A 25,962-nucleotide genomic window follows, 5' to 3' on the forward strand; every position below is an offset into this window, starting at 1 on the left:
GAGTGTCATGGCAAAAAAACCTTCAATAGATATTGATTTCAAGGCCTTGCAAGACAGCCTCCAAAGGCAGTTTCGTGACTTGAATCCCAACGATCCGTCGGTGTGGCCGGTCGTGCCACGTTCGCTGCTGTTTTTGGTGGTCGTGGTCGCCGTGGTTGCAGGTCTTTGGTACGCCTGGCTGAGCAGCTACGAAGAGGAACTGATTGTTGAGCAAACCAAGGAGGTTGAGCTACGTGAGGCCTATAAAACTCGCTTGGTCAAAGCAGTGAATCTGGATGCACTGAAGAAGCAGCGTGAGCAAGTGCAGCAATACGTCACACAGCTTGAAAAGCAGTTGCCAAGCAAAGCCGAGATGGCCGCACTTTTGTCCGACGTAAATCAAGCCGGTTTGGGACGTAGCTTGCAGTTTGAGTTGTTTCGTCCAGGCCAGGTGGTGGTTAAAGATTACTACGCAGAGTTGCCTATCTCTGTGCGGGTAACTGGCCGCTACCATGATATTGGTGCGTTTGCATCCGATGTCGCTAATTTGTCCCGGATCGTTACTTTGAATAATTTGTCTATTAATCCGGCTCAGGATGGAAATCTTTCCATGGAAGTCACAGCACGAACCTTCCGCTATTTGGATGCAGATGAAATTGCCGCGCAGAAGCCGGGGGCTAAAAAATGAAATGGCTTCCTTTATGTCTATCTGGCATTTTGGGTTTTGTATTGGTTGGCTGTAGCGTTTCCGGTGAAGATGAGTTGCGTCAATGGATGAGTGAGCAACGCAGCCAGGTACACCCCAAGGTTATGCCCTTGGTTGAGCCTAAGAAGTTCTTGCCCCAGGCCTATACCCAAGAAGCGGCCGTGGACCCTTTCAGTCTGCAAAAGCTGACGCAGGCGCTCAAGCGCGATTCGACACAGAGCGTCGCCAATACGGCTTTAATTGCGCCAGAGTTGGCTAGGCGCAAAGAGGCTTTGGAGGCCTACCCGGTTGATTCCATGGCCATGGTTGGCAGCCTGCGCAAGGCAGGTCAGCCAGTAGCTCTGCTGCGTATTGACAATCTGCTCTACCAAGTGCGGGTGGGAAATTACCTCGGCTTGAACTACGGTCGAGTTACTAAGATTGACGAGTCTGAGTTGACCTTGCGTGAAATTGTCCAAGATTCGACGGGAGACTGGGTTGAGCGGTCCGCTAGTTTGGTGCTACAAGAGGGAGCGAAATGAATAAGCAGAATCAAATGGGGTGGCACATGCTAGATCGATTAGCCGGAGCTTTGGTCTTGGTCTTGGCATCCGTAGCCGCGCAGGCGCAAACTGCGATTGAATCCGTTACGGGCTCAATCCAAAGCGGCTCCGAAGTAATTCGTATCGATCTGAGTGACGCATTGACAGCATTGCCATCGGGGGTCTCTATCCAATCTCCTGCACGGATTGCATTGGATTTTCCGGGCGTATCCAGCAATGTGGGGCGTTCGGCTATCGAAGTGAATCAGGGTAACCTGCGTTCAGTCAACGTCGTGCAGGTGGGTGACCGTTCGCGCGTGGTTTTAAATTTGAAACAAGCCACTTCTTATAAGGCGGAGCTCAAAGGCAAGTCGATTTTGGTGGTGCTGGATGCGGTAGCTGTTGCAGCACCAGCAGTAGGTGCTGCGCCGACTTTTGCCGATGCTGGCAGCCGTGATAAAGCGCCTCTCAAAGACATTGACTTCCGCCGTGGAGACGACAACGTCGGGCGAATCATTGTGTCCCTCAAGAATAGCCAGGTCGGCGTGGATGTTCGCCAGCAAGGGCAAAACCTGGTAGTGGAGTTTTTGAACTCTACCTTGCCCGAGGGCCTGCGCCGTCGCCTTGACGTAGCTGATTTTGGCACGCCTGTGCAAACCGTAACAACCACGCAGTTGGGAGACCGTGTTCGAATGGTGGTTGAGCCCAAAGGTGCTTGGGACCATAGTGCGTACCAAAGTGACGGGCAATTCGTTGTCGAAGTGCGCCAGCAAAAAGTGGACGCGACCAAGTTGGTTCAAGGCCCGGGTTATTCGGGTGAAAAACTGTCTTTGAACTTCCAGAATATTGAGGTTCGTGCACTGTTGCAGGTGATTGCTGATTTCACAAACTTCAACGTGGTGACATCAGACTCCGTAACGGGTTCCGTTACCCTGCGCTTGAAGGATGTGCCTTGGGACCAAGCGTTGCAAATTATCATGGATGCCAAGGGCCTGGGAATGCGCAAGTCAGGTTCGGTGTTGTGGATTGCCCCGAAAGATGAAATTGATGCTCGCACGCGCAAGGATCTTGAGTCGGCTGCATCCATGCAGGCGTTGGAGCCTTTGCAGACCCAGTCTTTTCAGCTGAATTACGCCAAGGCGTCGGATATCGTTACCCAACTGGGGGGCTCAGCGATCGGTACTCCGAACAGCGGACCCCGTTTCCTCAGTTCACGTGGTACAGCGATTTCTGAGCCGCGCACCAATCAGATCTTTGTGAATGACATCCCCAGCCGTCTTGCGGCCGTGCAGGATCTCATCAAGAAGCTCGACATTGCGGTCCGCCAAGTACTGATCGAAGCGCGTATTGTGGAGGCGTCGGACACTTTTGGTAAATCTTTGGGTGTCAAGCTAGGGTCCACTGCCGGAAGTTCCACAACCGCAGGCGTTGCTGCAGGCAGCGTCGGTTTGACGGGTAATACACGCTTTACGGTCGGCACCAGCTATAGCAATGTCACTGCCAGCAACGGCTCCAGTGGTTCTGCTGTGGATACCAGTAGCAACTTTGTCAACCTGCCTGCGGTCGGGCAGGGCGGCTATGACGCAGCTTCGTTTGCGTTGTCGATATTCAGCAGTGCGGCCAATCGGTTCCTGAATCTCGAAATATCGGCTTTAGAGAACGATGGCAAAGGCAAGCTGGTATCCAGCCCGCGTATAGTTACTGCGGATCAAACAAAAGCTTTGATCGAGCAGGGTACTGAGTTTCCTTACCAACAGGCAACTTCTAGCGGAGCCACTTCAGTTGCCTTCCGTAAGGCGAATCTGAAGCTGGAAGTAACGCCACAGATAACACCTGAAGGCAACATCATTCTGGACTTGGACATTAACAAAGACAGTCGTGGTGAAACGACCTCTGCAGGCATTGCCATCGACACCAAACACATTAAAACCCAAGTATTGGTGGAAAACGGCGGTACAGTAGTGATTGGCGGTATCTTTACCTTGGATGAAACCGATAGCATCACCAAGGTGCCAGTGTTGGGGGATATTCCTTATTTGGGTAATTTGTTCAAGTCCAAATCACAAGCCAGTACCAAGAAGGAAATGCTCGTTTTCATCACGCCGAAAATGATCGTTGAACGCTCGGCAGCGCGCTAAAAATTGTTGAAACCGGGAAAGCTATATGCGTTATTTGAAATATGTGTTTGCGTGTTTACTTGCGGCATTGTTGGTCGCTTGTGGTGGAGGGGGGAATCCGGGTGGAACTTCATCTGGTGGCAGTGGTGGCGGTAGTACTACAGGCCCTACGATGACGCTTGAGTTACTTAGCGGGGCTGGTGTGAGCGCTAGTGCACTTTCTACGGTTGAGATCGGTACAGCGCGAGCGACTCTTAAAGACGCAAGTGGGGCGCCAATTAAGGGTGTTATTGTCACGTTTACAGGGGGCTCACTTTTAACTGTTTCGCCTGTTTCAGCAACCGCGCTAACGGACGAGAGTGGTCATGCCTCTGTTGAGGTTCGCGCGAATTCAACTACGTCCCAGGGCGCTGTATCAATAGGTGCGTCTGCAGTAGTATCCACGTCAGTTACTGTTACTGCTCAAAAAGCAATATCGATCACTAGTGCTCCAACTACAGGTGTAGTGAATCCACAAGCTTTGGCAAATGCACTTAATTTTCTGGATATAAACCCATCGGACAAATCGATAGTTTTGGCTGGATCAGGTGGCAATGGCCGATCTGAGTCTGCGACACTGCGTTTTCGGGTGGTTGATAATAACAATACTCCCGTGCAAGGGGCTGTAATTGATTTTAGTGTGGTTCCTGCAAGCGTTGTTACTTTAAATATTGTTTCTGCGACAAGTGATAGTGATGGCGTTGTGTTGACTACTGTTTCATCAAAAAATGTTGCGACAGCGGTTGTGGTTAAGGCTGTTGTAAATGGAAGATCAATTACATCTCAGTCAGATCAGTTGCTTGTCACTACGGGTGTTGCGACGCAAGCTGGATTTGATTTGTCTGCGTCGAAATTTAATTTGAATTCTGCTATTTCCGGAGATTCTTCTGTAATTACTGTGCGCATTAGGGATGCAAATGGAAACCCCGTTGCTGATGGTGTTCCTGTTGTATTTACTTCTGACTATGGTGCTGTGGGTAGTTCTTCTCAGGGTGGATGCGTTACTTTGAATGGTCTGTGTACAGTTAATTATGTTGTTCAAAATCCCCGTCCGCCGGACGGTCAGTTGATTACAGTGATTGCGTCTACACAGGTAGGCTCCGGTGTCAGTATTAGCGATAATATTCAGTTGTCAGCAGTTAATCCTGGTTCCCTCGATGTTTTTGATGCGGATGATTCATCGGGCGTTGCTGTAACGGAATTGGATTTGGCTGGTGTAACAGCTGCGGATGGCGTGTGTACAAAAGCATTTCCTGATTATTTTGTGGGTACTGCTGGTGTTTTGGCGGCCCCCGCGAATACTGCCGTCACATTAGCCGGGCTTACTACAGGATTGACCGCGGCTGTAGTTTCAGGTTCTCCGATCCTTGATTCTTTGGTTCTTGGTGTACGTACTCCGATTTCCTTTACTGTGGCTATGTCCACTACAGTCGGAACTTTTCCATGTGTCGTCGGTGGTACAAATGGTATTGCGATTGCTCCATTGCAATTCAAATTCACTTCTGGAACTATCGTTGGCACTCGTACGATTAATGTGAAGTATCGATATTAAGAGATGCCCGATAGATTGGTTGGCGTGGCTCTCGTAGGCCTCCCCGGCTCCGGTAAATCCACGGTAGGACGGCAGCTTGCAAGACGCTTGCAAGTGCCTTTCATTGACTCAGACCACGTGATCGAGCAGCGCATAGGCTGCTCGATCCGCGAGTTTTTTGAGCGTGAGGGAGAGGCGCGCTTCCGTGATGTGGAAGAAGAAGTCATAGACACCCTGACGCAAAATGGTCCAGGTGTGCTGGCCACCGGCGGTGGAACCGTTTTGCGGCCTACCAATCGCCAGGCGCTGCGTTCGCGGGGGCAGGTGGTGTATTTGCGCTCGACGCCTGAGGAGGTGTTCCGCCGCCTCCGCCACGACGTCAACCGCCCACTGCTGCAGGTGGCCGATCCTTTGACCCGCTTGCGCGATCTGTTTGCCATCCGCGATCCCTTGTACCGTGAAACCGCGCACTTTGTGATCGAAACCGGACGGCCCTCGGTGTCGTCGCTGGTCAATATGATCATGATGCAGCTGGAGCTGGGTGGCGCGGCGCCGGCATCTTGACGGGCGAGGGCTTTAAACTTGACGGCTATGCATTCCACCCCGACCATGGCCACCCAGACCGTTTCCATTAGCTTAGGCGAGCGCAGCTATCCGATTGCCATCGGTACGCAGCTGCTAGACAACCCGGCCACCTGGGCCGATCTGCCGCGCGCGGCGGCCGCGCTGATTGTTACCAACACCACCGTCGGCCCGCTGTATGCGCAGCGCCTGCAGACTGCGCTGCACAGCCATTACGCCAGCATCCACACCGTGGTGCTGCCGGATGGCGAGGCCTATAAGACCTGGGAAACCCTGAACCTGATTTTCGATGCACTGCTCGGCCATGGCTGTGACCGCAAAACCGTGTTGTTCGCGCTGGGCGGCGGCGTGGTGGGCGACATGACGGGCTTTGCCGCCGCCAGCTATATGCGCGGTGTGCCGTTTGTGCAGGTACCGACCACCTTGCTGGCCCAGGTGGATTCGTCGGTGGGCGGCAAGACCGCCATCAACCACCCGCTGGGCAAGAACATGGTGGGCGCCTTCTACCAGCCCTGCAAAGTGGTCTGCGATCTGGACACTCTGGCTACATTGCCACCGCGCGAGCTCAGCGCCGGCCTGGCCGAGGTTATCAAGTACGGCCCGATTGCCGACATGTCCTTGCTGGACTGGCTGGAGGCGAACATGGATGCGCTGCGTGCCGGCGATCCGCTGGCGCTGGCCCATGCGGTCAAGCGTAGCTGCGAGATCAAGGCCTATGTGGTTGGCCAGGATGAACGCGAAGCCGGCTTGCGCGCGATTCTGAATTTTGGCCACACCTTCGGCCATGCGATCGAGGCGGGCATGGGCTATGGCGCCTGGCTGCATGGCGAAGGCGTGGGCAGCGGCATGGTGATGGCCGCGCATCTGTCGCAGCGTCTGGGGCTGATCGACATGGCCTTGGTGGATCGCCTGACCCGCCTGATCGCCCGCGCCGGCCTGCCGACCCGCGGCGCGGTGCTGGATGCAACCGACAACGCCGGCCGCTACCTGCAGCTGATGCGGGTGGACAAGAAGGCCGAAGCCGGCGAGATCAAGTTTGTGCTGATCGACCCACCCGGCAGCGCTGCGGTGCGGGGCGCGCCGGACGCCCTGGTGCGCTCGGTGGTGGATGCCTGCTGCCTGTAAGCGTGTGACATGTATGCTATTTTTAACATAGCTGCTAGCGCAATACCTATAAGCGCTAGAGGCACTTTTTACCTATAAATATGCCTTTGGCTGCCTATGCCTGCAACCCGGCCCAGAGCCGGGGCCGCCGCTTCCCCGAGGTGGCTGCGCCCACCCGCACCGAGTACCAGCGCGACCGGGATCGCATCGTGCATTCCACAGCATTCCGGCGCCTGGTCTACAAGACCCAGGTGTTCCTGAACCATGAGGGCGACCTGTTCCGCACCCGACTCACCCATTCGCTGGAGGTGGCGCAGCTGGGCCGCTCGATTGCCCGGGCACTGGAGTTGAACGAAGACTTGGTCGAGGCCATCGCCCTGGCCCACGACCTGGGCCACACGCCGTTTGGCCATGCCGGTCAGGACGCGTTGAACGCCTGCATGGCCGACCACGGCGGCTTCGAGCACAACCTGCAAAGCCTGCGCGTGGTCGATGCGCTGGAAGAGCGCTACCCGCTGTTCGACGGCCTGAACCTCAGCTTCGAGACCCGCGAGGGCATCCTCAAGCATTGCTCGCGCGCCAACGCCGAAAAGCTCGAAGCCGTCGGCCCGCCGCACCTGGACGGCCGCGGCGATGTGGGACGGCGTTTTCTGGCGCACACCCAGCCCAGCCTGGAAGCCCAGTTGTGCAACCTGGCCGACGAAATCGCCTACAACGCCCATGACATCGACGACGGCGTGCGTTCGGGCCTGATCAGCCTGGAACAGCTGCAAGACGTGCCGCTGGTCGCGCATTTCTACCAGCAGACCCTGACCGAACACCCCCAGCTCACCGGCCGCCGCGTGCTCTACGAGTCCATCCGCCGCATGCTCAGCGCCCAGGTGTACGACGTGATTGCCGCCACCCAGGCTGCACTGCAAACCGCCCAACCGGCGAGTGCCGACGCCGCCCGGCAATGCGCGCCCCTGCTGTGCTTCAGCCCCGCGATGCGCGCGCAGTCGCAGGAGCTGAAGCGTTTTCTGATGAAAAACCTGTACCGCCACGCCCAGGTGATGGACATGACCGGGCTGGCCAAAACCGTGGTGCATGAGCTGTTCGATGCCTACTTGGCCGCCCCGCAGGAAATGGCCCCCGGCTTTGCCGCCCGCGCCGCTGCGGGTGCGCCGCGGGCCGTGGCCGACTACCTGGCCGGCATGACCGACCGCTTCGCGGCGCGCGAGCACCAGCGTTTGACCGGGCAAAAATTACTGGGCTAAAGGAATAACAAAGCTAACTACCCCTCCTCTCGTGCGGCCAGAACGCCTCCCCGCCAGAAACACCGCAGAACTGGCTTTGCCAGGCTGCTGGTGTTGCCCCCTGCAAGGGGGTTGGCGAAAAGTGCGCAGCACTGTAGCCTGGGGGTGAACCCACAAGAACATGAGCTTCCTCAACCAACTCAAAAACCAAGCCCATGCGCTGCGTAACCAGCAGAATGCCGCACAGCACAGCCTCGAGGCCCGGGTGGCGCAGACCGAGGCCGCCTGCCAGACGGTGTCCGCCTACCTGGTCGATCTGGCCCAGCAGCTGAACGTGATTGCACCACCCGCGCCCGCGCTGTCGCTGGATGGCAAGACCCCGTGGCCGGCGATGAAGCTGGTCGACTTCCGTTGCGACCTGCGCAAGAAGCGCGCGCGTGGACTGGACCTGGTGGACTACATCGGCATGGGTTGGCGTATCACGCCGCAGGACGGCCCGCCGGTCAAGGGCGCGGTCAGCGTGAACTTTCCGCCCGATCTGGAGCGGGTCGAGTCCCGGCTGGCCCTGGGCCACCTGCAGCATGAACGCCAGGAGCAGCGCCACCCGGAGACCAACAAGCTGCTGTCCATCCGCTTCGAATACCTGACCTCGCTGATGGGCAGCGTGCGCATCACCCCCGACCACGAGCAGGCCAGCCTGGCGTTTCGCATCAGCAATGCCACCGGTTTCGAGGTGCTGAGCACGCAGTGGGCCGCCAGCGACACCACGCCCGCCATGCTGGACGAGCTGGCCCGCCTGGTGGTCGGCCAGCCGAACCGTTTCATCCGCTGAAGCCATGACGGCTGCCGACACCACCGTGCTGAACGACATGCGCCGCTGGCTGGAGCGCGCGGTGATCGGCCTGAACCTGTGCCCCTTCGCCAAGGCCGTGCACACCAAGGGCCAGATCCACTACGCCGTCAGCCAGGCGACCGACACCGAGGCGCTGCGCCAGGACCTGGTTCATGAGCTAAAAGAGCTGCTGGCGCAGGACCCATCTGCACGAGATACTACGCTTTTGATAGCGCCACAGGTGCTGGCTGATTTTCTGGACTACAACGACTTTCTGGACGTGGCCGATCGGCTGCTGCGCAAAATGAAGCTGGATGGCGTGGTGCAGATCGCCAGCTTCCACCCGCAGTTCCAGTTCGGCGGTACGGATGCGGACGACATCACCAACTACACGAATCGCGCGCCGTACCCTTGCCTGCACCTGCTGCGCGAGGCCAGTATCGACCGTGCGGTGGAGGCCTTCCCCGAGGCCGAAACCATCTTCGAGCGCAACATGGCGACCCTGGAAGCGCTGGGGCAAAACGGCTGGGATGCGCTCGGCGTGGGAAAATCACCCGATGAAGACCCCCAAAAGTAAGCCTCTCGCCACGCCCGCGCTGCCGCCCGAAATCGACCCTGCCCAGTCCGTCGAGCTGCTCAAAGAGCTGCACATCCTGACCCGCGACGGCAAGCTGAACCAGGACTCGCGGCGCAAGCTCAAGCAGGTCTACCACCTGTTCCAGTTCATTGAAAAGCTGCTCGGCGAGCTGCCGGCCAGCGCCCAGGGGCTGACCCTGGCCGACCATGGTGCGGGCAAGTCCTACCTGGGCTTCATCGTCTACGACCTGTTCTTCAAAGCCCTGGGCGCTGGCCACATCTACGGCATCGAAACCCGGCCCGAGCTGGTCGCCAAGTCACAGGAACTGGCGGCACGGCTGGGCTTTGAGCGCATGTCGTTCCTGAACCTCAGCGTGGCCGAGTCCACCCAGTCGGATCTGCTGCCCGCGCGCATCGACGTGGTCACCGCGCTGCACGCCTGCGACACCGCCACTGACGACGCAATTGCCTTTGGCCTGCAAAAGAATGCCCGGGCCATGGTGCTGGTGCCTTGCTGCCAGGCCGAGGTGGCCGCCTGCTTGCGCCAGAACAAGGCGCTGAACGGCACCAAGACGCCGCTGGCCGAACTCTGGCGGCACCCGCTGCACACCCGTGAAATCGGTAGCCAGCTCACCAATGTGCTGCGCTGCCTGTACCTGGAAGCCTGGGGTTACCAGGTGACGGTGACCGAACTGGTGGGCTGGGAGCACAGCATGAAGAACGAGCTCATCATCGCCAAATACACCGGCCATAAAAAGCGGGCTGCAGCCGAGCGCCTGGCCAGCCTGCTGGCCGAGTTTGGCCTGGGCAGCCTGCTGACCACCCGGTTCCAGTTGCCGCAGGACAGCGTCGCCGCCTGAGCCCGCGGCGGCGGCTTCACATCTTGATCGGCGGCGTCAGCGGGGGCGTGCCGGTCTTGAACAGCGAGGTGATTTGCTGGCGCAGTTCCGCCGTGTCCTGGTGGCCGTGCACCGCTACGGCGTGCTGTACCGCCACCTCTAGCAACTCCTTCTCGTCGTCGGCGCTCATCGCCACCGTGCAATTGGTTTCGCTCGGGTATTCGCGGCAGTCTATGTATTTGCGGGTCATGGTGTTCTCCTTCTCCGGTGGCCAGAGCTATGGGCGCGCCTCAAAGACCAGGTTGAACGGGGTCTGCGCAGCACGGCGGAAGTGGCTGAAGCCGCTGCCGGTGACGATGTCGCGTATGCGCGCTTCGCCGGCTTGGGCACCCAGGCAGGCCCCTACCTCCTGCGACCGCGAGGCCGGCGTGCAGATGAAGGTGGATGCCGAATAGAACACCCGGCCCACCGGGTTCAGGTTGTCTTCCAGCCGGTCGCCGGCAAAGGGTTCGACGATCATCCATGCGCCGTCGGGGGCTAGGGTGCTGCGTACATGGGCGCTGGCGCCGGCCGGGTCGCCCATGTCGTGCAGGCAGTCGAACATCGTGACCAGCGCATAGTCGCGGCCGCGGAAATCCTTGGCCTGGGCGACTTCGAAGCGGGTACGGTCGGCCACGCCGGCTTTCTTGGCGGTTTCGCGGGCGATCTCGATCGACGGCCCGTGGTAGTCGAAGCCGATGAAGCTCGACTGCGGATAGGCTTGCGCCATGAGAATGGTGGAGGAGCCATGGCCGCAGCCCACATCGGCCACGCTGGCACCACGCTTCAACTGGGCCTCCACACCTTCCAATGCCGGTATCCAGCTCTGCACCAGATTCGCCGCATAGCCGGGGCGGAAGAAACGTTCGGTGCCGTGGAATAGCGAGGGGTCGTGCTCGTGCCAGCCCAGGCCAAGGCCGGTGCGCAAGGCGCTGGCCATCTTGGGAATGGCCTTGAACTGCGCGACGGCGATCTGGAACGCGCCGGGGATGAAGGCCGGGCTGCCTTCTTCGGCCAGGGCCATGGCCTGTTCCTCGCTCAGGCTGAACAGCTGGGTGGCCGGGTCGTAGTCGACATAGCCGCTGGCCGCCTGGGCGCTCAACCATTCGAGCAGGTAGCGCTTGTCGGTTTCGGTGCGCTTGGCGAGTGCGGCGACGTCGGTAGGCCCTTTGGCGAGGGCTTTGTACAGGCCGAGTTGGTCGCCGACGACGATGGTGGCGGCGTGCATCACGGCCCCAATGTCGTTCACAAAATTGCCCATAAAGGCATTCAGCTTCGCTTCGTTGATGGCCATGGCGGTGCTCCTTCAGAGACTTCTTTTTACGCTGGACCGTGAAACTATAGGAAGCGCTGGCCGGCTTTCAATTGGGGGCTGGAGCAGGGTGTTACACAATTCCCAACGCCAAGGCGCAGGGTTGTTACCGCAGCAACAATGGATTACCAACGGGTGTCTGGAGGTGCCAGGGAAATCGGGGTCAGATTCCAATTATCATGCGGGCCAAACTACCCCTCTACCGCCATGGCCCGGCTTCCCCGACTCACACTTCCCGGTGTTCCGCACCACGTCATCCAGCGCGGCAACAACCGCCAGCCTATCTTTGCCAGCGCGGCCGATCACACGCTGCTGCTTGGCCTGCTGGCCGACAACGCCAAGAAGTTCGATGTACTGGTCCACGCTTATGTCCTGATGGACAACCACTTCCACCTGCTGGTGACACCGCAGACGCAGGACGGCCTGCCGCAGATGATGCAGGCCGTGGGCCGCAGCTATGTGCGCTACTTCAACGACAGCCAGGGCCGCAGCGGCACGCTGTGGGAAGGGCGCTACAAATCCACCCTGGTGCAAACCGAGCGCTATCTGCTGGCCTGCATGGCCTATATCGACCTGAACCCGGTGCGCGCCGGCCTGGTGGCCGATCCGCGCGACTACCCCTGGTCCAGCTACGGCCACTACACCGGTGTGCGCAACGACAAGCTGCTCACCCCGCACCCGCTGTGGTGGGCGCTGGGTAACACCCCGTTTGCGCGCGAAGTGGCTTATGCCGATTTGGTGCATACAGGCATCACGCTGGAGCAGCAGCAGCGTCTGACCCAGTCGGTGTTGCGCGGCTGGGCCCTGGGCGATGCAGATTTTGTGGCGGATTTACAAAAGCGCACTGAGCGCCGGGTCAGCAAAGCGGCGGCGGGCAGGCCGGTTTCGGCTCCAAAATCCCAGTAAAAATGGCCGGAAGCGCTTATATATATTGCGCAAGATGCTACATTTTTAGATGTGTCCCCATTTAATTTCTTATTGATTTAGTCAACAAATAATTAGAATCTGACCCTAATTGTTCCGCTTGGCATTGTTGTTGCTGTGGCTTATGCTTCGAGTCCCCGCGAAACATATAGGAGAGCGCCATGACAACGGCTGCCGAGATCCAGTATCTCAAAGACCACGGTTTGTATTCCTCCAGCAACGAGCATGACGCTTGCGGCCTGGGTTTTGTGGCCCATATCAAGGGCGAAAAGCGCCACGATATCGTCACCCAGGCACTGAAGATCCTGGAGAACATCGACCACCGTGGCGCCGTCGGTGCCGACAAGCTGATGGGCGACGGCGCGGGCATTCTGATCCAAATCCCCGACGCGCTGTACCGCGAAGAAATGGCCAAACAGGGCGTAACCCTGCCGGCTGCCGGCGAATACGGCGTCGGCATGATCTTCCTGCCCAAAGAGCACGCCTCGCGCCAGGCCTGCGAACAAGAAATGGAACGCGCCATCAAGGCCGAAGGCCAGGTGCTGCTGGGCTGGCGCGATGTACCGGTAGACCGCGACATGCCGATGTCGCCCACGGTGCGCAAGACCGAGCCGCTGCTCAAGCAGGTGTTCATTGGCCGCGGCGACGACGTGATCGTGCAGGACGCACTGGAGCGCAAGCTGTATGTGATCCGCAAGACCGCCAGCGCCAACATCCAAAAGCTCAAGCTCAAGCACAGCAAAGAGTATTACGTGCCCAGCATGTCCAGCCGCACGGTGATCTACAAGGGCCTGCTGCTGGCCGACCAAGTGGGCGTGTACTACCTGGACCTGTCCGACGAGCGCTGCATCTCGGCCATCGGCCTGGTGCACCAGCGCTTCTCCACCAACACCTTCCCCGAGTGGCCGCTGGCCCACCCGTACCGCTATGTGGCGCACAACGGCGAGATCAACACCGTCAAGGGCAACTACAACTGGATGAAGGCCCGCGAAGGCGTGATGGCCTCGCCGGTGCTGGCCGCCGACCTGGCCAAGCTGTACCCGATCAGCTTCGCCAACCAGTCCGACACCGCGACTTTCGACAACTGCCTGGAACTGCTGACCATGGCCGGCTACCCGATCAGCCAGGCCGTGATGATGATGATTCCCGAGCCCTGGGAGCAGCACACCAATATGGACGAGCGCCGCCGCGCCTTCTATGAATACCACGCGGCGATGATGGAGCCCTGGGACGGCCCGGCCTCCATCGTCTTCACTGACGGCCGCCAGATCGGCGCCACGCTGGACCGTAACGGCCTGCGCCCTTCGCGCTACTGCGTAACCGACGACGACCTGGTCATCATGGCCTCGGAATCCGGCGTGCTGCCCGTGCCCGAGAACAAGATCGTCCGCAAATGGCGGCTCCAGCCCGGCAAGATGTTCCTGATCGACCTGGAACAAGGTCGCATGATCGACGACGACGAGCTGAAAGCCAACATCGTCAACACCAAGCCCTACAAGCAGTGGATCGACAACCTGCGCATCAAGCTCGACAGCGTGCCAGCCGACGCGGCCCAGCCCGCTGCCAGCGGTACCGCCTTGCTGGACCGCCAGCAGGCCTTTGGCTACACCCAGGAAGACATCAAGTTCCTGCTGTCCCCCATGGCCCAGGCTGGGGAAGAAGGCATTGGTTCCATGGGCAACGACAGCCCGCTGGCCGTGCTCAGCGACAAGAACAAGCCGCTGTACAACTACTTCCGCCAGATGTTCGCCCAGGTGACGAACCCGCCGATCGACCCGATCCGCGAAGCCATCGTCATGTCGCTGGTGTCCTTCATTGGTCCCAAGCCCAACCTGCTGGACATCAACCAGGTGAACCCGCCGATGCGCCTGGAAGTGGCCCAGCCCATCCTCGACTTCGAGGACATGGCCAAGCTGCGCGACATCGAGCGCCACACCCATGGCAAGTTCAAGAGCGCCACGCTGGACATCACCTACCCCGCAAGCTGGGGCCGTGAAGGCGTGGAAGCCAAGCTGGCCTCGCTGTGCGCCGAAGCCGTGGACGCGATCAAGGGTGGCAAGAACATCCTGATCGTCAGCGACCGCGCCGTCAGCGCTACGCAAATCGCCATTCCCGCCCTGCTGGCCAGCAGCGCCATCCACCAGCACCTGGTGACCAATGGCCTGCGCACCACCACCGGCCTGGTGGTCGAAACCGGTACCGCCCGCGAAGTCCACCACTTCGGCGTGCTGGCCGGCTATGGCGCCGAAGCCATCCACCCCTACCTGGCGATGGAAACCCTGGCCGACCTGCACAAGGACTTGCCCGGCGACTTGTCGCCCGAGAAAGCCATCTACAACTACGTCAAGGCCATCGGCAAAGGCTTGTCGAAGATCATGTCGAAGATGGGCGTGTCCACCTATATGAGCTACTGCGGTGCGCAGCTGTTCGAGGTGATCGGCCTGAACCAGGACACCGTGTCCAAGTACTTCACCGGCACCTCCAGCCGCGTCGAAGGCATTGGCGTGTTCGAGATCGCCGAAGAAGCCCTGCGCATGCACAAGGCGGCGTTCGGCGACGACCCGGTGCTGGCCAGCATGCTGGACGCCGGCGGTGAATACGCCTGGCGCGCCCGCGGCGAAGAGCATATGTGGACGCCCGACGCCATCGCCAAGCTGCAGCACAGCGCGCGTTCCAACAACTGGAACACCTACAAGGAATACGCCCAGCTGATCAACGACCAGAGCCGCCGCCACATGACCTTGCGCGGCCTGTTCGAATTCAAGATCGACCCGGCCAAGGCGATTCCGGTGGAAGAAGTCGAACCGGCGAAGGAAATCGTCAAGCGTTTCGCTACCGGCGCCATGTCCATGGGCTCGATCTCCACCGAAGCCCACACCACCCTGGCCGTGGCCATGAACCGCATCGGCGGCAAGAGCAACACCGGCGAAGGCGGCGAAGACCCGGCCCGTTACCGGCAAGAGCTGAAGGGCATCCCGATCAAGCAAGGCCAGACACTGCGCGAGATCATCGGCCCTGAGGTGGTGGAAGCCACCAACTACCCGCTGCAAGACGGCGATTCGCTGCGCTCGCGCATCAAGCAGGTGGCTTCGGGCCGCTTCGGTGTGACCGCCGAATACCTGGTCTCCAGCGACCAGATCCAGATCAAGATGGCCCAGGGCGCGAAGCCGGGCGAGGGCGGCCAGCTGCCCGGCGGCAAGGTGTCTGAATACATCGGCAAGCTGCGCCACTCGGTGCCGGGCGTAGGCCTGATTTCGCCACCGCCGCACCACGACATTTATTCGATCGAAGATCTGGCCCAGCTGATCCACGACCTGAAGAACGTGGCACCGCATGCTTCCATCAGCACCAAGCTGGTGTCCGAAGTCGGCGTCGGCACCATCGCCGCGGGCGTGACCAAGTGCAAGAGCGACCACATCGTGATCGCCGGCCACGACGGCGGCACCGGTGCATCGCCCTGGTCGTCGATCAAGCATGCAGGCGGTCCGTGGGAGATCGGCCTGGCCGAAACCCAGCAGACCCTGGTGCTGAACCGCCTGCGCGGCCGCGTCCGTGTGCAGGCCGACGGCCAGATGAAAACCGGCCGCGACGTCGCCATCGGCGCGCTGCTGGGCGCCGATGAATTCGGCTTCGCCACCGCGCCGCTGGTGGTCGAGGGCTGCATCATGATGCGCAAATGCCATCTGAACACCTGCCCGGTGGGCGTGGCCACGCAAGACCCGGTGCTGCGCAAGAAATTCCAGGGCCGGCCCGAGCATGTGGTGAACTTCTTCTTCTTCATCGCCGAAGAAGTGCGCCAGATCATGGCCCAGCTGGGCATACGCAAGTTCGACGACCTGATTGGCCGTGCCGACCTGCTGGACACCCGCAAGGGCATCGCCCACTGGAAGGCCAGCGGCCTGGATTTCAACCGCCTGTTCGCCCAGCCGAATGTGCCGGCCGATGTGCCGCGCTACCACGTGCAAGACCAGGAACACGGCCTGGAGAAGTCGCTGGACAACGTGCTGATCGAGAAATCGCAGCCCGCCATCCTGCGCGGCGAGAAGGTCAAGTTCATGGAAGTGGCGCGCAACGTCAACCGTTCGCTGGGCGCCATGCTGTCCGGCGCACTGACCAAGGTGCGGCCTGAAGGCCTGCCGGACGACACCATCCGCATCCAGCTGGAAGGCACGGGCGGCCAGTCCTTCGGCGCCTTCCTGGCCAACGGCATCACGCTGTACCTGATCGGCGATGCGAATGACTACACCGGCAAGGGCCTGAGCGGCGGCCGTATCGTGGTGCGACCCAGCATCGATTTCCGCGGCGCGGCCACGCAGAACACCATCGTCGGCAACACCGTGATGTACGGCGCGACCAGCGGCGAATCCTTCTTCAGCGGTGTCGCTGGCGAGCGCTTCGCGGTACGTCTGTCGGGTGCCACCACGGTGGTCGAAGGCACGGGCGACCACGGTTGCGAATACATGACCGGCGGTACTGCGCTGATCCTGGGCAAGACCGGCCGCAACTTTGCTGCCGGCATGAGCGGCGGCGTCGCCTATGTCTACGACGAAGACGGCCAGTTCGCCAAGCGCTGCAATATGTCCATGGTGTCGCTGGAAAAAGTGCTGCCATCGGGCGAACAGCAGGGCCTGGGCGTGGCCGACCAATGGCACAACGGCCAGACCGACGAAGCCCAGTTGAAGAAGCTGCTGGAAGACCACAACCGCTGGACCGGCAGCAAGCGCGCCCGCGATCTGCTGGACAACTGGACCGAAGCCCGTGGCAAGTTCATCAAGGTGTTCCCGCTGGAGTACCAGCGCGCCCTGGGTGAGTTGCATGCAAAAAAAGTGGCTCTAGCGCAGGCGGCATCTGCGCAAGCAGCTATTAAAAATGAAGCAGTGCCGGCTAAGTAAAGAACAAGGATTCAATCATGGGAAAAGTCACAGGCTTCATGGAATACGGCCGGCTGGAAGAGGGCTACAAGCCACCAGCCGAGCGTTTGAAACACTACAAGGAATTCGTCGTCGGGCTCGACGAATCGCAGGCCAAGATCCAGGGCGCGCGCTGCATGGACTGCGGCATTCCGTTCTGCAACAACGGCTGCCCGGTCAACAACATCATTCCCGACTTCAATGATCTGGTGTACCGCGGCGACTGGCAAAACGCCATCGAGGTGCTGCACAGCACCAACAACTTCCCCGAGTTCACCGGCCGCATCTGCCCCGCGCCCTGCGAGGCGGCCTGCACGCTGAACGTCAGCGACCTGCCGGTGGGCATCAAGTCCATCGAGCACGCCATCATCGACCGCGCCTGGGACGAGGGCTGGGTGAAACCGCGTGTCGCCAAGCACAAGACCGGCAAGAAGGTCGCGGTGGTCGGCTCCGGCCCCGCCGGCCTGGCTGCGGCCCAGCAGCTGGCGCGCGCCGGCCACGACGTGACCCTGTTCGAGAAGAACGACCGCGTCGGCGGCCTGCTGCGCTACGGCATTCCCGACTTCAAGATGGAGAAGAGCCACATCGACCGCCGGGTCGAGCAGATGACCGCCGAGGGCGTCACCTTCCGCACCGGCGTGATGGTCGGCGCGGCCAAAGACCCGCTGGGCAAGGGCTCCAAGGTCACCAACTGGGCCAAGGATACCGTCACCCCTGAGCAGCTGCAAAAAGACTTCGACGCCGTGGTGCTGACCGGTGGCGCCGAGCAATCGCGCGACCTGCCCGTGCCCGGCCGCGATCTGGACGGCATCCATTTCGCGATGGAATTCCTGCCCCAGCAGAACAAGGTCAACGCCGGCGACAAGGTCAAGGGCCAGCTGCGTGCCGATGGCAAGAAGGTCATCGTCATCGGCGGCGGCGACACCGGCTCCGACTGCGTGGGCACCAGCAACCGCCATGGCGCGGTCAGCGTGACCCAGTTCGAGGTCATGCCCCAGCCGCCCGAAGAAGAAAACCGCCCCATGACCTGGCCTTACTGGCCGATCAAGCTGCGCACCAGTTCCAGCCATGAAGAAGGTTGCGAGCGCGAATTCGCCATTTCCACCAAGGAATTCATCGGCGAAAAAGGCAAGGTCACCGGCCTGAAGACGGTGCGCGTCGAGTTCAAGGACGGCAAGCTGGTCGAAATCCCGGGTACCGAAGTCGTGATGCAGGCCGATCTGGTGCTGCTGGCCATGGGCTTTGTGAGCCCGGTGGCCAATGTGCTGGACGCGTTTGGCATCGACAAGGACGCGCGCGGCAACGCCAAGGCGTCGACCGACTTTACCGGCGGTTACGCGACCAATGTGCCCAAGGTGTTTGCGGCCGGCGACATCCGCCGCGGCCAGAGCCTGGTGGTGTGGGCCATCCGTGAGGGCCGCCAGGCGGCGCGCGCGGTGGACGAGTTCCTGATGGGCTACAGCGACCTGCCACGTTAAGAGCGAGGACCTGCTAACAGGTCCGGTAAGTCTTGGTAAGTGTAAGTACTAGGACAATCCCTTATCATGCAAAAGCCGGAAACGTTCCGGCTTTTGTTTTTTATGACCTCAAGCCCTTCTGACAACCTTGTTGATATCCGCCAGCTGACCTTCGGGTACGGAGCGCGTCCGGTGCTGGACGGCATCACGCTGTCCGTCCCGCGTGGCAAGGTCACGGCGCTGATGGGCGCCTCCGGCGGCGGTAAAACCACCGTGCTGCGCCTGATCGGTGGCCAGCTCAAAGCCCAGCAGGGCGCGCTGCTGCTCGACGGTGCCGATGTCGCCGGCTTCGACCAGGCGGCCTGGTACGCGGCCCGGCGTCGCATGGGCATGCTGTTCCAGTTCGGCGCCTTGTTCACCGACATGTCGGTATTCGACAACGTGGCGTTTCCGCTGCGCGAGCACACGGACTTGTCGGAAACCCTGGTGCGCGACATCGTACTGATGAAGCTGGGCGCGGTCGGCTTGCGCGGTGCGCGCGACTTGATGCCCAGCGAAGTCTCGGGCGGCATGGCGCGCCGGGTGGCCCTGGCCCGCACGATTGCGCTGGACCCCGATCTGGTGATGTACGACGAGCCCTTTGCCGGGCTGGACCCGATTTCCCTGGGTACGGCGGCGCGGCTGATCCGCGATTTGAACGACACCATGGGCCTGACCAGCATCATCGTGTCGCACGACCTGGACGAAACCTTCCGCATCGCCGACAAGGTGGTGGTGCTGGCCAACGGCAAGATCGTGGCCCAGGGCACGCCCGAGGAGGTGCGCAACAGCAGCGACCCGCTGGTGCACCAGTTCATCCACGCCTTGCCCGACGGCCCGGTGCGCTTCCACTACCCCGGCCCCAGCGTGGAGCAGGATTTTGGTGCCGGCTTGCAGCCCGTGCCGCCTACCGGAGCCCCGCGATGAGCTGGTACAAGCCCTCAGACGTCGGTTTTGCGCTGCGCTGCAAGCTCGGCGATATCGGCCATGCGACCCGGCTGTTTATCCGCCTGCTGGCCCTGGTAGGGCCGACCTTGCGGCGTTTTGGCCTGGTGCGCGACCAGATCCACTTCCTGGGCAATTACTCGCTGGCGCTGATCGGCGTGTCCGGCCTGTTCGTCGGCTTTGTGCTGGGCCTGCAGGGCTACTACACCTTGCAGCGCTATGGTTCCAGCGAGGCGCTGGGCCTGCTGGTGGCGCTGAGCCTGGTGCGCGAACTCGGGCCGGTGGTCACGGCCTTGCTGTTTGCAGGGCGCGCGGGCACTTCGCTGACCGCTGGTATCGGCTTGATGAAGGCTGGCGAGCAGCTCAGCGCCATGGAGCTGATGGCGGTGGACCCGGTGCGCCGCATCCTGGCGCCGCGCTTCTGGGCCGGCGTGATCACCATGCCCTTGCTGGCGGCGCTGTTCAGCGCGGTCGGCATCCTGGGCGGCTGGGTGGTCGGCGTGCTGATGATCGGTGTGGATTCAGGGGCGTTCTGGAGCCAGATGCAGGGCGGCGTCGATGTCTGGCGCGATGTTGGCAACGGCGTGATCAAAAGCGTGGTGTTCGGCTTCACGGTAAGCTTTGTCGCGTTGCTGCAAGGCTATGAAGCCCGACCCACGCCCGAGGGTGTAGCCCGGGCCACGACGCGTACGGTGGTGGTGGCCTCGCTGGCGGTGCTGGCCTTGGACTTTTTGCTGACCGCCACCATGTTCTCTATTTAAGGTCTAGTTATGCAACGCTCTAAAAACGATATCTGGGTAGGTTTGTTTGTACTGTTGGGGGCGGCTGCGTTGCTGTTTCTGGCGCTGCAGTCGGCGAACCTGCTGTCGCTGAGTTTCCAGACCGGCTATACCGTGAGTGCCAAGTTCGACAACATCGGCGGGCTCAAGCCCAAGGCGGCGGTCAAGAGCGCCGGCGTGGTGGTAGGCCGGGTCGAGGGCATCACTTTTGATGACAAAAGCTTCCAGGCGCGGGTGACATTGGCCATGGACCCGCACTATGCTTTCCCCAAAGACAGCTCGCTGAAGATCCTGACCAGCGGCCTGCTGGGCGAGCAGTACATCGGCATTGAAGCCGGTGCCGACGCCAAGAACCTGGCTGCCGGCGACACCATTTCCACCACCCAGTCGGCCGTGGTGCTGGAGAACCTGATCAGCCAGTTCCTGTACAGCAAGGCGGCCGACGGCCCGGAAACCCCGGCTGCACCCGCTGCACCGGCTCCCGCAGTTAAAAAATAAGAGCGGATACCCATTCCCATATTCACTATGAAAAAAATAGCTAAACACGCAATGCTTGCCTGCGCTAGCGGCATATTTCTTGTCATTTCCGGTTGCGCCACCGGCCCCCAGGCGAACCCGCGCGATCCGCTGGAGCCGCTGAACCGCACGGTTTTCGGCTTCAACGAAGTGGTCGACAACGCAGTGCTCAAACCCGTGGCCACGGTCTACACCAAGGTCACGCCCGCGCTGGTGCGTACCGGTGTGACCAACTTCTTCTCCAATTTGACCGAGGTCTGGAGCACCGCCAACAACGCCTTGCAATTCAAGGGCCGCGAGGCTGTGGAAAGCTGGATGCGCTTCAGCATCAACACTGTGTTTGGCCTGGGCGGCATTTTTGATCTGGCTACCGACATGGGGCTGGAGCGGCACAAGGAAGACTTTGGCCAGACCCTCGGCAGCTGGGGCGTACCCTCGGGCCCGTATCTGGTCCTGCCTTTGCTGGGGTCGTCTACCGTGCGCGACACGGCTGCCTTGCCGCTGGACATGCAGGGCAATGCGCTGAATGCGGTGCCGCATTCGGGTGACCGGGACCGCCTGACCGGCCTCAACCTGGTCAACACCCGGGCCAATCTGCTGCGCGCCAGCGCGGTGCTGGATGACGCGGCGCTGGACAAATACACGTTTAGCCGCGACTTCTATCTGCAGGCGCGGCGCAGCGAGGTGTACGACGGCAACCCCCCGGAACCGGCCGCCGAGCCGGCCAAGTAAGGCTGCTCACTGTGTAACCGGGGAGCAAAGTAGGGCTGCGCAATCGGCCTGGTGTCAACCCCGGGGTTTACATTGCCATTATTGAAACGCGGGTTGTCCCGCAAGAGAAGGATTGTATGAAGCGTCGTTTTTTAGGTTCCCTGTTGGCTGGTATGGTGTTTGCGGTGGCGGCGACCACCTCCATGGGGGCTGCGGCCGCCGATGAAGCACCCGATGTGCTGGTCAAGCGCATCTCCACCGAAGTGCTGGACACCATCAAGGCCGACAAGACCCTGCAGCAGGGCAATATCGCCAAGATCATGCTGCTGGTGGACTCCAAGATCATGCCGAACGTGAACTTCCAGCGCATGACCGCCTCGGCCGTCGGCCCAGGCTGGCGCCAGGCCACGCCCGAGCAGCAAAAGCGCTTGCAGGAAGAGTTCAAGATTCTGCTGGTGCGCACCTACTCCGGCGCGCTGGCCCAGGTCAGCGACCAGGAAATCAGCATGAAGCCGTTCCGGGCTGCAGCCGACGAAAAAGAGGTTGTGGTGCGTACCGAGGTCAAGGGCCGCGGCGACCCGGTACAGCTGGACTACCGCCTGGAAAAAACCCCTGGCGACGGTGCCGGCTGGAAGATTTTCAACCTGAATGTGCTGGGCGTGTGGCTGGTCGAAACCTACCGCAGCCAGTTCGCCAGCGAGATCAACGCCAAGGGCATCGACGGTCTGATCACCACCTTGTCCACGCGCAACCAGGCCAACGCTGCCAAAAAAGGCTGATCCATGCTGGTCTTGCCCGCTGAGTTGACCCACGCGCAGGCCACGGCTTCGCTGCGCATGCTGGTGCAGGGCCTGCGCTCGCAGCCGGCTGCGCCGGTGGTGCTGGACGCCACGGCGCTGTCCCGGTTCGACTCGTCGGCGCTGGCCGTGATGCTGGAGTGCCGGCGCGAAAGCATGGCCATGGGCCGCGCCTTCGCGGTGCGCGGCCTGCCGGAGCGGCTGGCGGCGCTGGCCGGCCTGTACGGCGTGGCCGAGCTGCTGCCGGCCGCCGTTTGAAGCGGTTCCAAGGGTAATTACCCAAAGCCTGCGCGCTAAACTGGTCGGCTATTCCTAGCCGATTGGAGCGCACCATGCCTGGACTCTTGCCCCATGTAGACCCCGAGGGTCTGCTTGAATATTCGGTGGTCTACACCGACCGTGCCCTGAACCACATGTCGCAGAGCTTCCAGGGCGTGATGCGTGGCATCTCGGGGGTGCTCAAACAGGTTTACCGGGCCCAGTTGGCCATTGTGGTGCCCGGCAGCGGCACCTTCGGCATGGAGGCCGTCGCCCGCCAATTCGCCACCGACCAGAAGGTGCTGGTCATCCGCAACGGCTGGTTCAGCTACCGCTGGACGCAAATCTTCGATATGGGCAAGATCCCCGCCGCCTCCACCGTGCTCAAGGCCCGGCGCCAGGGCGAGGGCAAGCAGGCGCCGTTCGCCCCCGTGTCGATTGCCGAAGTGGTAGCCACCATCCAGGCCGAAAAACCCGCCGTGGTGTTCGCCCCGCATGTGGAAACCGCCAGCGGCATGATCCTGCCCGATGCCTATCTGCGCGCCGTGGCCGACGCGGTGCACGCCGTGGGCGGCCTGCTGGTGCTGGACTGCATTGCCTCCGGCGCCATCTGGGTCGATATGCAGGCCACCGGCGTGGATGTGCTGGTGAGCGCGCCGCAAAAAGGCTGGAGCGGCTCGCCCTGCTGCGCATTGGTCATGCTCAGCGCCCTGGCGCGCGAGCGCATCGAGTCCACCACCAGCAGCAGCTTTGCCTGCGATCTGCGCAAATGGTTGCAGATCATGGAAGCCTATGAAAACGGCGGCCATGCCTACCACGCAACCCTGCCCACCGACGCGCTGGCCCGGCTGTACACCGTGATGCAGGAAACCCAGGCCTATGGCTTTGACAAGGTGCGCGCCGAGCAGCAGGCGCTGGGCGAGCAGGTGCGTGCGCTGCTGGTGCGCAAGGGCTTCCCCAGCGTGGCGGCACCGGGCTTCCAGGCACCGGGCGTGGTGGTCAGCTACACCACCGACGCCGAGATACAGTCGGGCAAGAAGTTTCTTGGCCAGGGGCTGCAGACGGCGGCTGGCGTGCCGCTGCAATGCGACGAGGGACCGGACTTTCAGAGCTTTCGCATCGGCCTGTTCGGCCTGGAGAAGCTGCACAACGTGGAGCGCACGGTGAAAAACTTGGAGCTGGCACTAGAGCAAATCTTGCCCTAATGCCCACACCCGGCGGCATGGCCCCCCAGCCGTTAAAATCGTCGGCCCATGCCAGCCATCTCCTTCCAGCAGGTCTCCAAGACCTACGCCAGCCCCCGCGGCGCTAAAAATCCCCCCCTCACCGCCCTCGACAGCGTCAGCTTCGATATCGCCCAGGGGGAATTTTTTGGCCTGCTCGGGCCGAATGGCGCGGGCAAAACCACGCTGATCAGCATACTGGCCGGCCTGAACCGGGCCACCGGTGGCAAGGTGCTGGTGCACGGCCACGATGTGGTGGGCGACTACGCCAACGCGCGCCGCCAACTGGGCGTGGTGCCGCAGGAGCTGGTGTTCGACCCGTTCTTCAATGTGCGCGAGGCGCTGCGCATCCAGTCGGGTTATTTCGGTGTGAAGAATAACGACGCCTGGATCGATGAGTTGCTGGAAAGCCTGGGCCTGACCGACAAGGCCAACGCCAATATGCGCCAGCTGTCCGGCGGCATGAAGCGCCGGGTGCTGGTGGCCCAGGCCCTGGTGCACAAGCCCCCAGTCATCGTGCTGGATGAGCCCACGGCCGGCGTCGACGTGGAGCTGCGCCAGACCCTGTGGCAGTTCATCGCCAAGCTGAACAAGCAGGGCCACACCGTGCTGCTGACCACCCATTACCTGGAAGAAGCCGAGGCCCTGTGCTCGCGCATCGCCATGCTCAAGCAGGGCCGGGTGGTGGCGCTGGACCGCACCAGCGAGCTGCTGAAAAATGCTTCCAGCAATGTGCTGCGCTTCAAAGTCGATAGCGAACTCCCCAGCGCCCTGGCGCAGCAGGCCCGGATTACCGGCCGCATCGTGCAGTTCCCCGCGCACAACGCGGCCGAGATCGAGCGCTATCTGGCGGCGGTGCGCGAAGCCGGCCTGACCGCCGAAGACGTGGAGATCCGCAAGGCCGATCTGGAAGACGTGTTTTTGGATGTGATGACCAACGGCTATGTGGCCAACGGAGTGGCGGTATGACCGGCTGGCAAACCCTTTTGTATAAGGAATCGCTGCGCTTCTGGAAGGTCGGCTTCCAGACCGTGGGCGCGCCGGTGCTGACCGCCGTGCTGTACCTGCTGATCTTCGGCCATGTGCTGGAAGGCAAGGCCTTGGTCTACGGCACGATCAACTACACAGCCTTCCTGGTGCCCGGCCTGGTGATGATGAGTGTGCTGCAAAACGCCTTTGCCAATAGCTCCTCCTCGCTGATCCAGAGCAAGATCATGGGCAGCCTGGTGTTCGTGCTGCTGACCCCGCTGTCGCATTGGGGCTGGTTCTGGGCCTATACCGGCTCGGCCGTGGCGCGCGGCCTGCTGGTCGGTGCCGGGGTGTTTGCGGTCACGGCCATCTTCACCGGCGCCAGCTTTGTGGCCCCGCTGTGGATCATCGTGTTCGCCGTGCTGGGTGCGGCCCTGCTGGGCACGTTAGGCATCATCGCCGGCCTGTGGGCAGAGAAATTCGACCAGATGGCAGCGTTCCAGAACTTCGTCATCATGCCCATGACCTTTCTGAGCGGCGTGTTCTATTCCATCCATTCGCTGCCGCCGTTCTGGCAGACCGTCAGCCACCTGAACCCGTTCTTCTACATGATCGACGGCTTCCGCTACGGCTTCTTTGGCGTCAGCGACGTATCGCCCTGGATCAGCCTGGGCATCGTCGGCACTGCGCTGCTGGTGGTCAGCGCCATCACCGTGAACCTGCTGCGCGTAGGCTACAAGATCCGCGGCTAATTAAAAAAATACTCCCATGACTGCTGAAGAACTGCAAAACCTCATCGCCGCGCACCTGACCTGCGAGCACATCGAACTCGAAGGCGATGGCCGCCACTGGTACGCCACCATCGTCTCGGCCGAGTTCGAGGGCCGCCGCGCCATCCAGCGCCACCAGCGGGTCTATGCCACGCTGGGCGCCAAAATGCATACCGACGAAGTGCATGCGCTGTCGATGAAGACCTATACGCCTGCCGAGTGGGCCGCCTTGCCCCGCTAAACCCTACTGAT

25 protein-coding genes are annotated in these 25,962 nt (G+C 61.2%); 23 read left to right on the forward strand and 2 right to left on the reverse strand.

The features are described 5' to 3' along the window. Positions 1 to 7: 7 nt before the first annotated feature. From J2X19_RS24015 to J2X19_RS24060, 10 genes are all read left to right on the forward strand, one after another. Positions 8 to 667: a type IV pilus inner membrane component PilO gene (locus tag J2X19_RS24015; protein ID WP_116605697.1), complete on the forward strand. Its 660-nt coding sequence runs from the start codon at positions 8 to 10 to the stop codon at positions 665 to 667. After that, positions 664 to 1,206, forward strand: coding sequence for a pilus assembly protein PilP (locus J2X19_RS24020; protein ID WP_116605698.1), 543 nt, complete (start codon positions 664 to 666; stop codon positions 1,204 to 1,206). Before J2X19_RS24015 ends, J2X19_RS24020 begins: the two co-directional genes overlap by 4 nt. After that, positions 1,203 to 3,344, forward strand: a complete 2,142-nt coding sequence (locus J2X19_RS24025) for a type IV pilus secretin PilQ (RefSeq protein WP_310377014.1) — start codon at positions 1,203 to 1,205, stop codon at positions 3,342 to 3,344. Before J2X19_RS24020 ends, J2X19_RS24025 begins: the two co-directional genes overlap by 4 nt. A 25-nt stretch (positions 3,345 to 3,369) precedes the next feature. Beyond that, complete coding sequence (locus J2X19_RS24030; RefSeq protein WP_310377015.1) at positions 3,370 to 4,914, forward strand: Ig-like domain-containing protein; 1,545 nt, start codon at positions 3,370 to 3,372, stop codon at positions 4,912 to 4,914. A gap of 3 nt (positions 4,915 to 4,917) precedes the next feature. Continuing rightward, complete coding sequence (locus J2X19_RS24035; protein WP_310377016.1) at positions 4,918 to 5,457, forward strand: shikimate kinase; 540 nt, start codon at positions 4,918 to 4,920, stop codon at positions 5,455 to 5,457. A 27-nt stretch (positions 5,458 to 5,484) separates the two neighbouring features. Then, positions 5,485 to 6,600, forward strand: coding sequence for a 3-dehydroquinate synthase (gene aroB, locus J2X19_RS24040; protein WP_310377017.1), 1,116 nt, complete (start codon positions 5,485 to 5,487; stop codon positions 6,598 to 6,600). Positions 6,601 to 6,680: 80 nt separating this feature from the next. Next, complete coding sequence (locus J2X19_RS24045) at positions 6,681 to 7,835, forward strand: deoxyguanosinetriphosphate triphosphohydrolase (protein ID WP_310377018.1); 1,155 nt, start codon at positions 6,681 to 6,683, stop codon at positions 7,833 to 7,835. Between the two features lie 160 nt (positions 7,836 to 7,995). Then, positions 7,996 to 8,646, forward strand: coding sequence for a hypothetical protein (locus J2X19_RS24050; protein ID WP_310377019.1), 651 nt, complete (start codon positions 7,996 to 7,998; stop codon positions 8,644 to 8,646). A gap of 4 nt (positions 8,647 to 8,650) precedes the next feature. Continuing rightward, positions 8,651 to 9,223: a DUF1415 domain-containing protein gene (locus J2X19_RS24055; RefSeq protein ID WP_310377020.1), complete on the forward strand. Its 573-nt coding sequence runs from the start codon at positions 8,651 to 8,653 to the stop codon at positions 9,221 to 9,223. Beyond that, positions 9,204 to 10,082, forward strand: coding sequence for a class I SAM-dependent methyltransferase (locus tag J2X19_RS24060; protein WP_116605705.1), 879 nt, complete (start codon positions 9,204 to 9,206; stop codon positions 10,080 to 10,082). The genes J2X19_RS24055 and J2X19_RS24060 overlap by 20 nt, the downstream gene beginning before the upstream one ends. 16 nt (positions 10,083 to 10,098) lie before the next feature. Here J2X19_RS24060 and J2X19_RS24065 read toward each other — a convergent pair whose 3' ends face one another. Both J2X19_RS24065 and J2X19_RS24070 read right to left on the reverse strand, forming a co-directional pair. Beyond that, positions 10,099 to 10,311 carry a DUF1059 domain-containing protein gene (locus J2X19_RS24065; protein ID WP_116605706.1) on the reverse strand — a complete coding sequence of 71 codons (213 nt, stop codon included), beginning with the start codon at positions 10,309 to 10,311 and terminating at the stop codon, positions 10,099 to 10,101. 27 nt (positions 10,312 to 10,338) lie between these two features. Beyond that, positions 10,339 to 11,394: a class I SAM-dependent methyltransferase gene (locus J2X19_RS24070; protein WP_310377021.1), complete on the reverse strand. Its 1,056-nt coding sequence runs from the start codon at positions 11,392 to 11,394 to the stop codon at positions 10,339 to 10,341. A 225-nt stretch (positions 11,395 to 11,619) separates the two neighbouring features. Here J2X19_RS24070 and J2X19_RS24075 point away from each other — a divergent pair, with 225 nt between their 5' ends. The 13 genes from J2X19_RS24075 to J2X19_RS24135 all read left to right on the forward strand — a co-directional run bounded on the left by J2X19_RS24075 (position 11,620) and on the right by J2X19_RS24135 (position 25,951). Beyond that, positions 11,620 to 12,318: an REP-associated tyrosine transposase gene (locus J2X19_RS24075; RefSeq protein WP_310377022.1), complete on the forward strand. Its 699-nt coding sequence runs from the start codon at positions 11,620 to 11,622 to the stop codon at positions 12,316 to 12,318. Positions 12,319 to 12,497: 179 nt separating this feature from the next. Further along, a complete protein-coding gene (locus tag J2X19_RS24080; RefSeq protein WP_310377023.1) occupies positions 12,498 to 17,228 on the forward strand; it encodes a glutamate synthase-related protein in 4,731 nt (1,576 codons plus the stop codon). Positions 17,229 to 17,245: 17 nt separating this feature from the next. Further along, on the forward strand, positions 17,246 to 18,724 hold the full coding sequence (locus J2X19_RS24085) for a glutamate synthase subunit beta (protein WP_116605710.1): 1,479 nt from the start codon (positions 17,246 to 17,248) through the stop codon (positions 18,722 to 18,724). Positions 18,725 to 18,826: 102 nt separating this feature from the next. Further along, complete coding sequence (locus J2X19_RS24090) at positions 18,827 to 19,669, forward strand: ABC transporter ATP-binding protein (RefSeq protein WP_310377024.1); 843 nt, start codon at positions 18,827 to 18,829, stop codon at positions 19,667 to 19,669. Next, positions 19,666 to 20,448 carry a lipid asymmetry maintenance ABC transporter permease subunit MlaE gene (gene mlaE, locus J2X19_RS24095; RefSeq protein ID WP_310377025.1) on the forward strand — a complete coding sequence of 261 codons (783 nt, stop codon included), beginning with the start codon at positions 19,666 to 19,668 and terminating at the stop codon, positions 20,446 to 20,448. The genes J2X19_RS24090 and mlaE overlap by 4 nt, the downstream gene beginning before the upstream one ends. 9 nt (positions 20,449 to 20,457) lie before the next feature. Beyond that, positions 20,458 to 20,964, forward strand: coding sequence for an outer membrane lipid asymmetry maintenance protein MlaD (mlaD, locus tag J2X19_RS24100; RefSeq protein WP_116605713.1), 507 nt, complete (start codon positions 20,458 to 20,460; stop codon positions 20,962 to 20,964). Between the two features lie 27 nt (positions 20,965 to 20,991). Further along, complete coding sequence (locus tag J2X19_RS24105; protein WP_310377026.1) at positions 20,992 to 21,714, forward strand: MlaA family lipoprotein; 723 nt, start codon at positions 20,992 to 20,994, stop codon at positions 21,712 to 21,714. Positions 21,715 to 21,830: 116 nt separating this feature from the next. After that, positions 21,831 to 22,472, forward strand: a complete 642-nt coding sequence (locus J2X19_RS24110) for an MlaC/ttg2D family ABC transporter substrate-binding protein (RefSeq protein WP_116605715.1) — start codon at positions 21,831 to 21,833, stop codon at positions 22,470 to 22,472. A 3-nt stretch (positions 22,473 to 22,475) separates the two neighbouring features. Further along, positions 22,476 to 22,748, forward strand: a complete 273-nt coding sequence (locus J2X19_RS24115; protein WP_310377027.1) for an STAS domain-containing protein — start codon at positions 22,476 to 22,478, stop codon at positions 22,746 to 22,748. A 74-nt stretch (positions 22,749 to 22,822) separates the two neighbouring features. Further along, positions 22,823 to 23,953 carry an aminotransferase class V-fold PLP-dependent enzyme gene (locus tag J2X19_RS24120; protein ID WP_310377028.1) on the forward strand — a complete coding sequence of 377 codons (1,131 nt, stop codon included), beginning with the start codon at positions 22,823 to 22,825 and terminating at the stop codon, positions 23,951 to 23,953. Between the two features lie 48 nt (positions 23,954 to 24,001). After that, a complete protein-coding gene (locus J2X19_RS24125) occupies positions 24,002 to 24,940 on the forward strand; it encodes an ABC transporter ATP-binding protein (protein ID WP_310377029.1) in 939 nt (312 codons plus the stop codon). Further along, positions 24,937 to 25,692: an ABC transporter permease gene (locus J2X19_RS24130; protein ID WP_310377030.1), complete on the forward strand. Its 756-nt coding sequence runs from the start codon at positions 24,937 to 24,939 to the stop codon at positions 25,690 to 25,692. The genes J2X19_RS24125 and J2X19_RS24130 overlap by 4 nt, the downstream gene beginning before the upstream one ends. A 16-nt stretch (positions 25,693 to 25,708) precedes the next feature. Continuing rightward, positions 25,709 to 25,951 carry a BolA family protein gene (locus J2X19_RS24135; protein ID WP_310377031.1) on the forward strand — a complete coding sequence of 81 codons (243 nt, stop codon included), beginning with the start codon at positions 25,709 to 25,711 and terminating at the stop codon, positions 25,949 to 25,951. Positions 25,952 to 25,962 lie beyond the last annotated feature (11 nt).

The organism is Rhodoferax ferrireducens, from assembly GCF_031458075.1.
GTDB classification, from domain to species: Bacteria; Pseudomonadota; Gammaproteobacteria; order Burkholderiales; family Burkholderiaceae_C; genus Rhodoferax_B; species Rhodoferax_B ferrireducens_A.

Coding starts and splice junctions, on each gene's coding strand:
- J2X19_RS24015 (WP_116605697.1), top strand. CDS start 8: ATGGCAAAAAAACCTTCAATAGATATTGATTTCAAGGCCTTGCAAGAC.
- J2X19_RS24020 (WP_116605698.1), top strand. CDS start 664: ATGAAATGGCTTCCTTTATGTCTATCTGGCATTTTGGGTTTTGTATTG.
- J2X19_RS24025 (WP_310377014.1), top strand. CDS start 1,203: ATGAATAAGCAGAATCAAATGGGGTGGCACATGCTAGATCGATTAGCC.
- J2X19_RS24030 (WP_310377015.1), top strand. CDS start 3,370: ATGCGTTATTTGAAATATGTGTTTGCGTGTTTACTTGCGGCATTGTTG.
- J2X19_RS24035 (WP_310377016.1), top strand. CDS start 4,918: ATGCCCGATAGATTGGTTGGCGTGGCTCTCGTAGGCCTCCCCGGCTCC.
- aroB (WP_310377017.1), top strand. CDS start 5,485: ATGCATTCCACCCCGACCATGGCCACCCAGACCGTTTCCATTAGCTTA.
- J2X19_RS24045 (WP_310377018.1), top strand. CDS start 6,681: ATGCCTTTGGCTGCCTATGCCTGCAACCCGGCCCAGAGCCGGGGCCGC.
- J2X19_RS24050 (WP_310377019.1), top strand. CDS start 7,996: ATGAGCTTCCTCAACCAACTCAAAAACCAAGCCCATGCGCTGCGTAAC.
- J2X19_RS24055 (WP_310377020.1), top strand. CDS start 8,651: ATGACGGCTGCCGACACCACCGTGCTGAACGACATGCGCCGCTGGCTG.
- J2X19_RS24060 (WP_116605705.1), top strand. CDS start 9,204: ATGAAGACCCCCAAAAGTAAGCCTCTCGCCACGCCCGCGCTGCCGCCC.
- J2X19_RS24065 (WP_116605706.1), bottom strand. CDS start 10,311: ATGACCCGCAAATACATAGACTGCCGCGAATACCCGAGCGAAACCAAT.
- J2X19_RS24070 (WP_310377021.1), bottom strand. CDS start 11,394: ATGGCCATCAACGAAGCGAAGCTGAATGCCTTTATGGGCAATTTTGTG.
- J2X19_RS24075 (WP_310377022.1), top strand. CDS start 11,620: ATGGCCCGGCTTCCCCGACTCACACTTCCCGGTGTTCCGCACCACGTC.
- J2X19_RS24080 (WP_310377023.1), top strand. CDS start 12,498: ATGACAACGGCTGCCGAGATCCAGTATCTCAAAGACCACGGTTTGTAT.
- J2X19_RS24085 (WP_116605710.1), top strand. CDS start 17,246: ATGGGAAAAGTCACAGGCTTCATGGAATACGGCCGGCTGGAAGAGGGC.
- J2X19_RS24090 (WP_310377024.1), top strand. CDS start 18,827: ATGACCTCAAGCCCTTCTGACAACCTTGTTGATATCCGCCAGCTGACC.
- mlaE (WP_310377025.1), top strand. CDS start 19,666: ATGAGCTGGTACAAGCCCTCAGACGTCGGTTTTGCGCTGCGCTGCAAG.
- mlaD (WP_116605713.1), top strand. CDS start 20,458: ATGCAACGCTCTAAAAACGATATCTGGGTAGGTTTGTTTGTACTGTTG.
- J2X19_RS24105 (WP_310377026.1), top strand. CDS start 20,992: ATGAAAAAAATAGCTAAACACGCAATGCTTGCCTGCGCTAGCGGCATA.
- J2X19_RS24110 (WP_116605715.1), top strand. CDS start 21,831: ATGAAGCGTCGTTTTTTAGGTTCCCTGTTGGCTGGTATGGTGTTTGCG.
- J2X19_RS24115 (WP_310377027.1), top strand. CDS start 22,476: ATGCTGGTCTTGCCCGCTGAGTTGACCCACGCGCAGGCCACGGCTTCG.
- J2X19_RS24120 (WP_310377028.1), top strand. CDS start 22,823: ATGCCTGGACTCTTGCCCCATGTAGACCCCGAGGGTCTGCTTGAATAT.
- J2X19_RS24125 (WP_310377029.1), top strand. CDS start 24,002: ATGCCAGCCATCTCCTTCCAGCAGGTCTCCAAGACCTACGCCAGCCCC.
- J2X19_RS24130 (WP_310377030.1), top strand. CDS start 24,937: ATGACCGGCTGGCAAACCCTTTTGTATAAGGAATCGCTGCGCTTCTGG.
- J2X19_RS24135 (WP_310377031.1), top strand. CDS start 25,709: ATGACTGCTGAAGAACTGCAAAACCTCATCGCCGCGCACCTGACCTGC.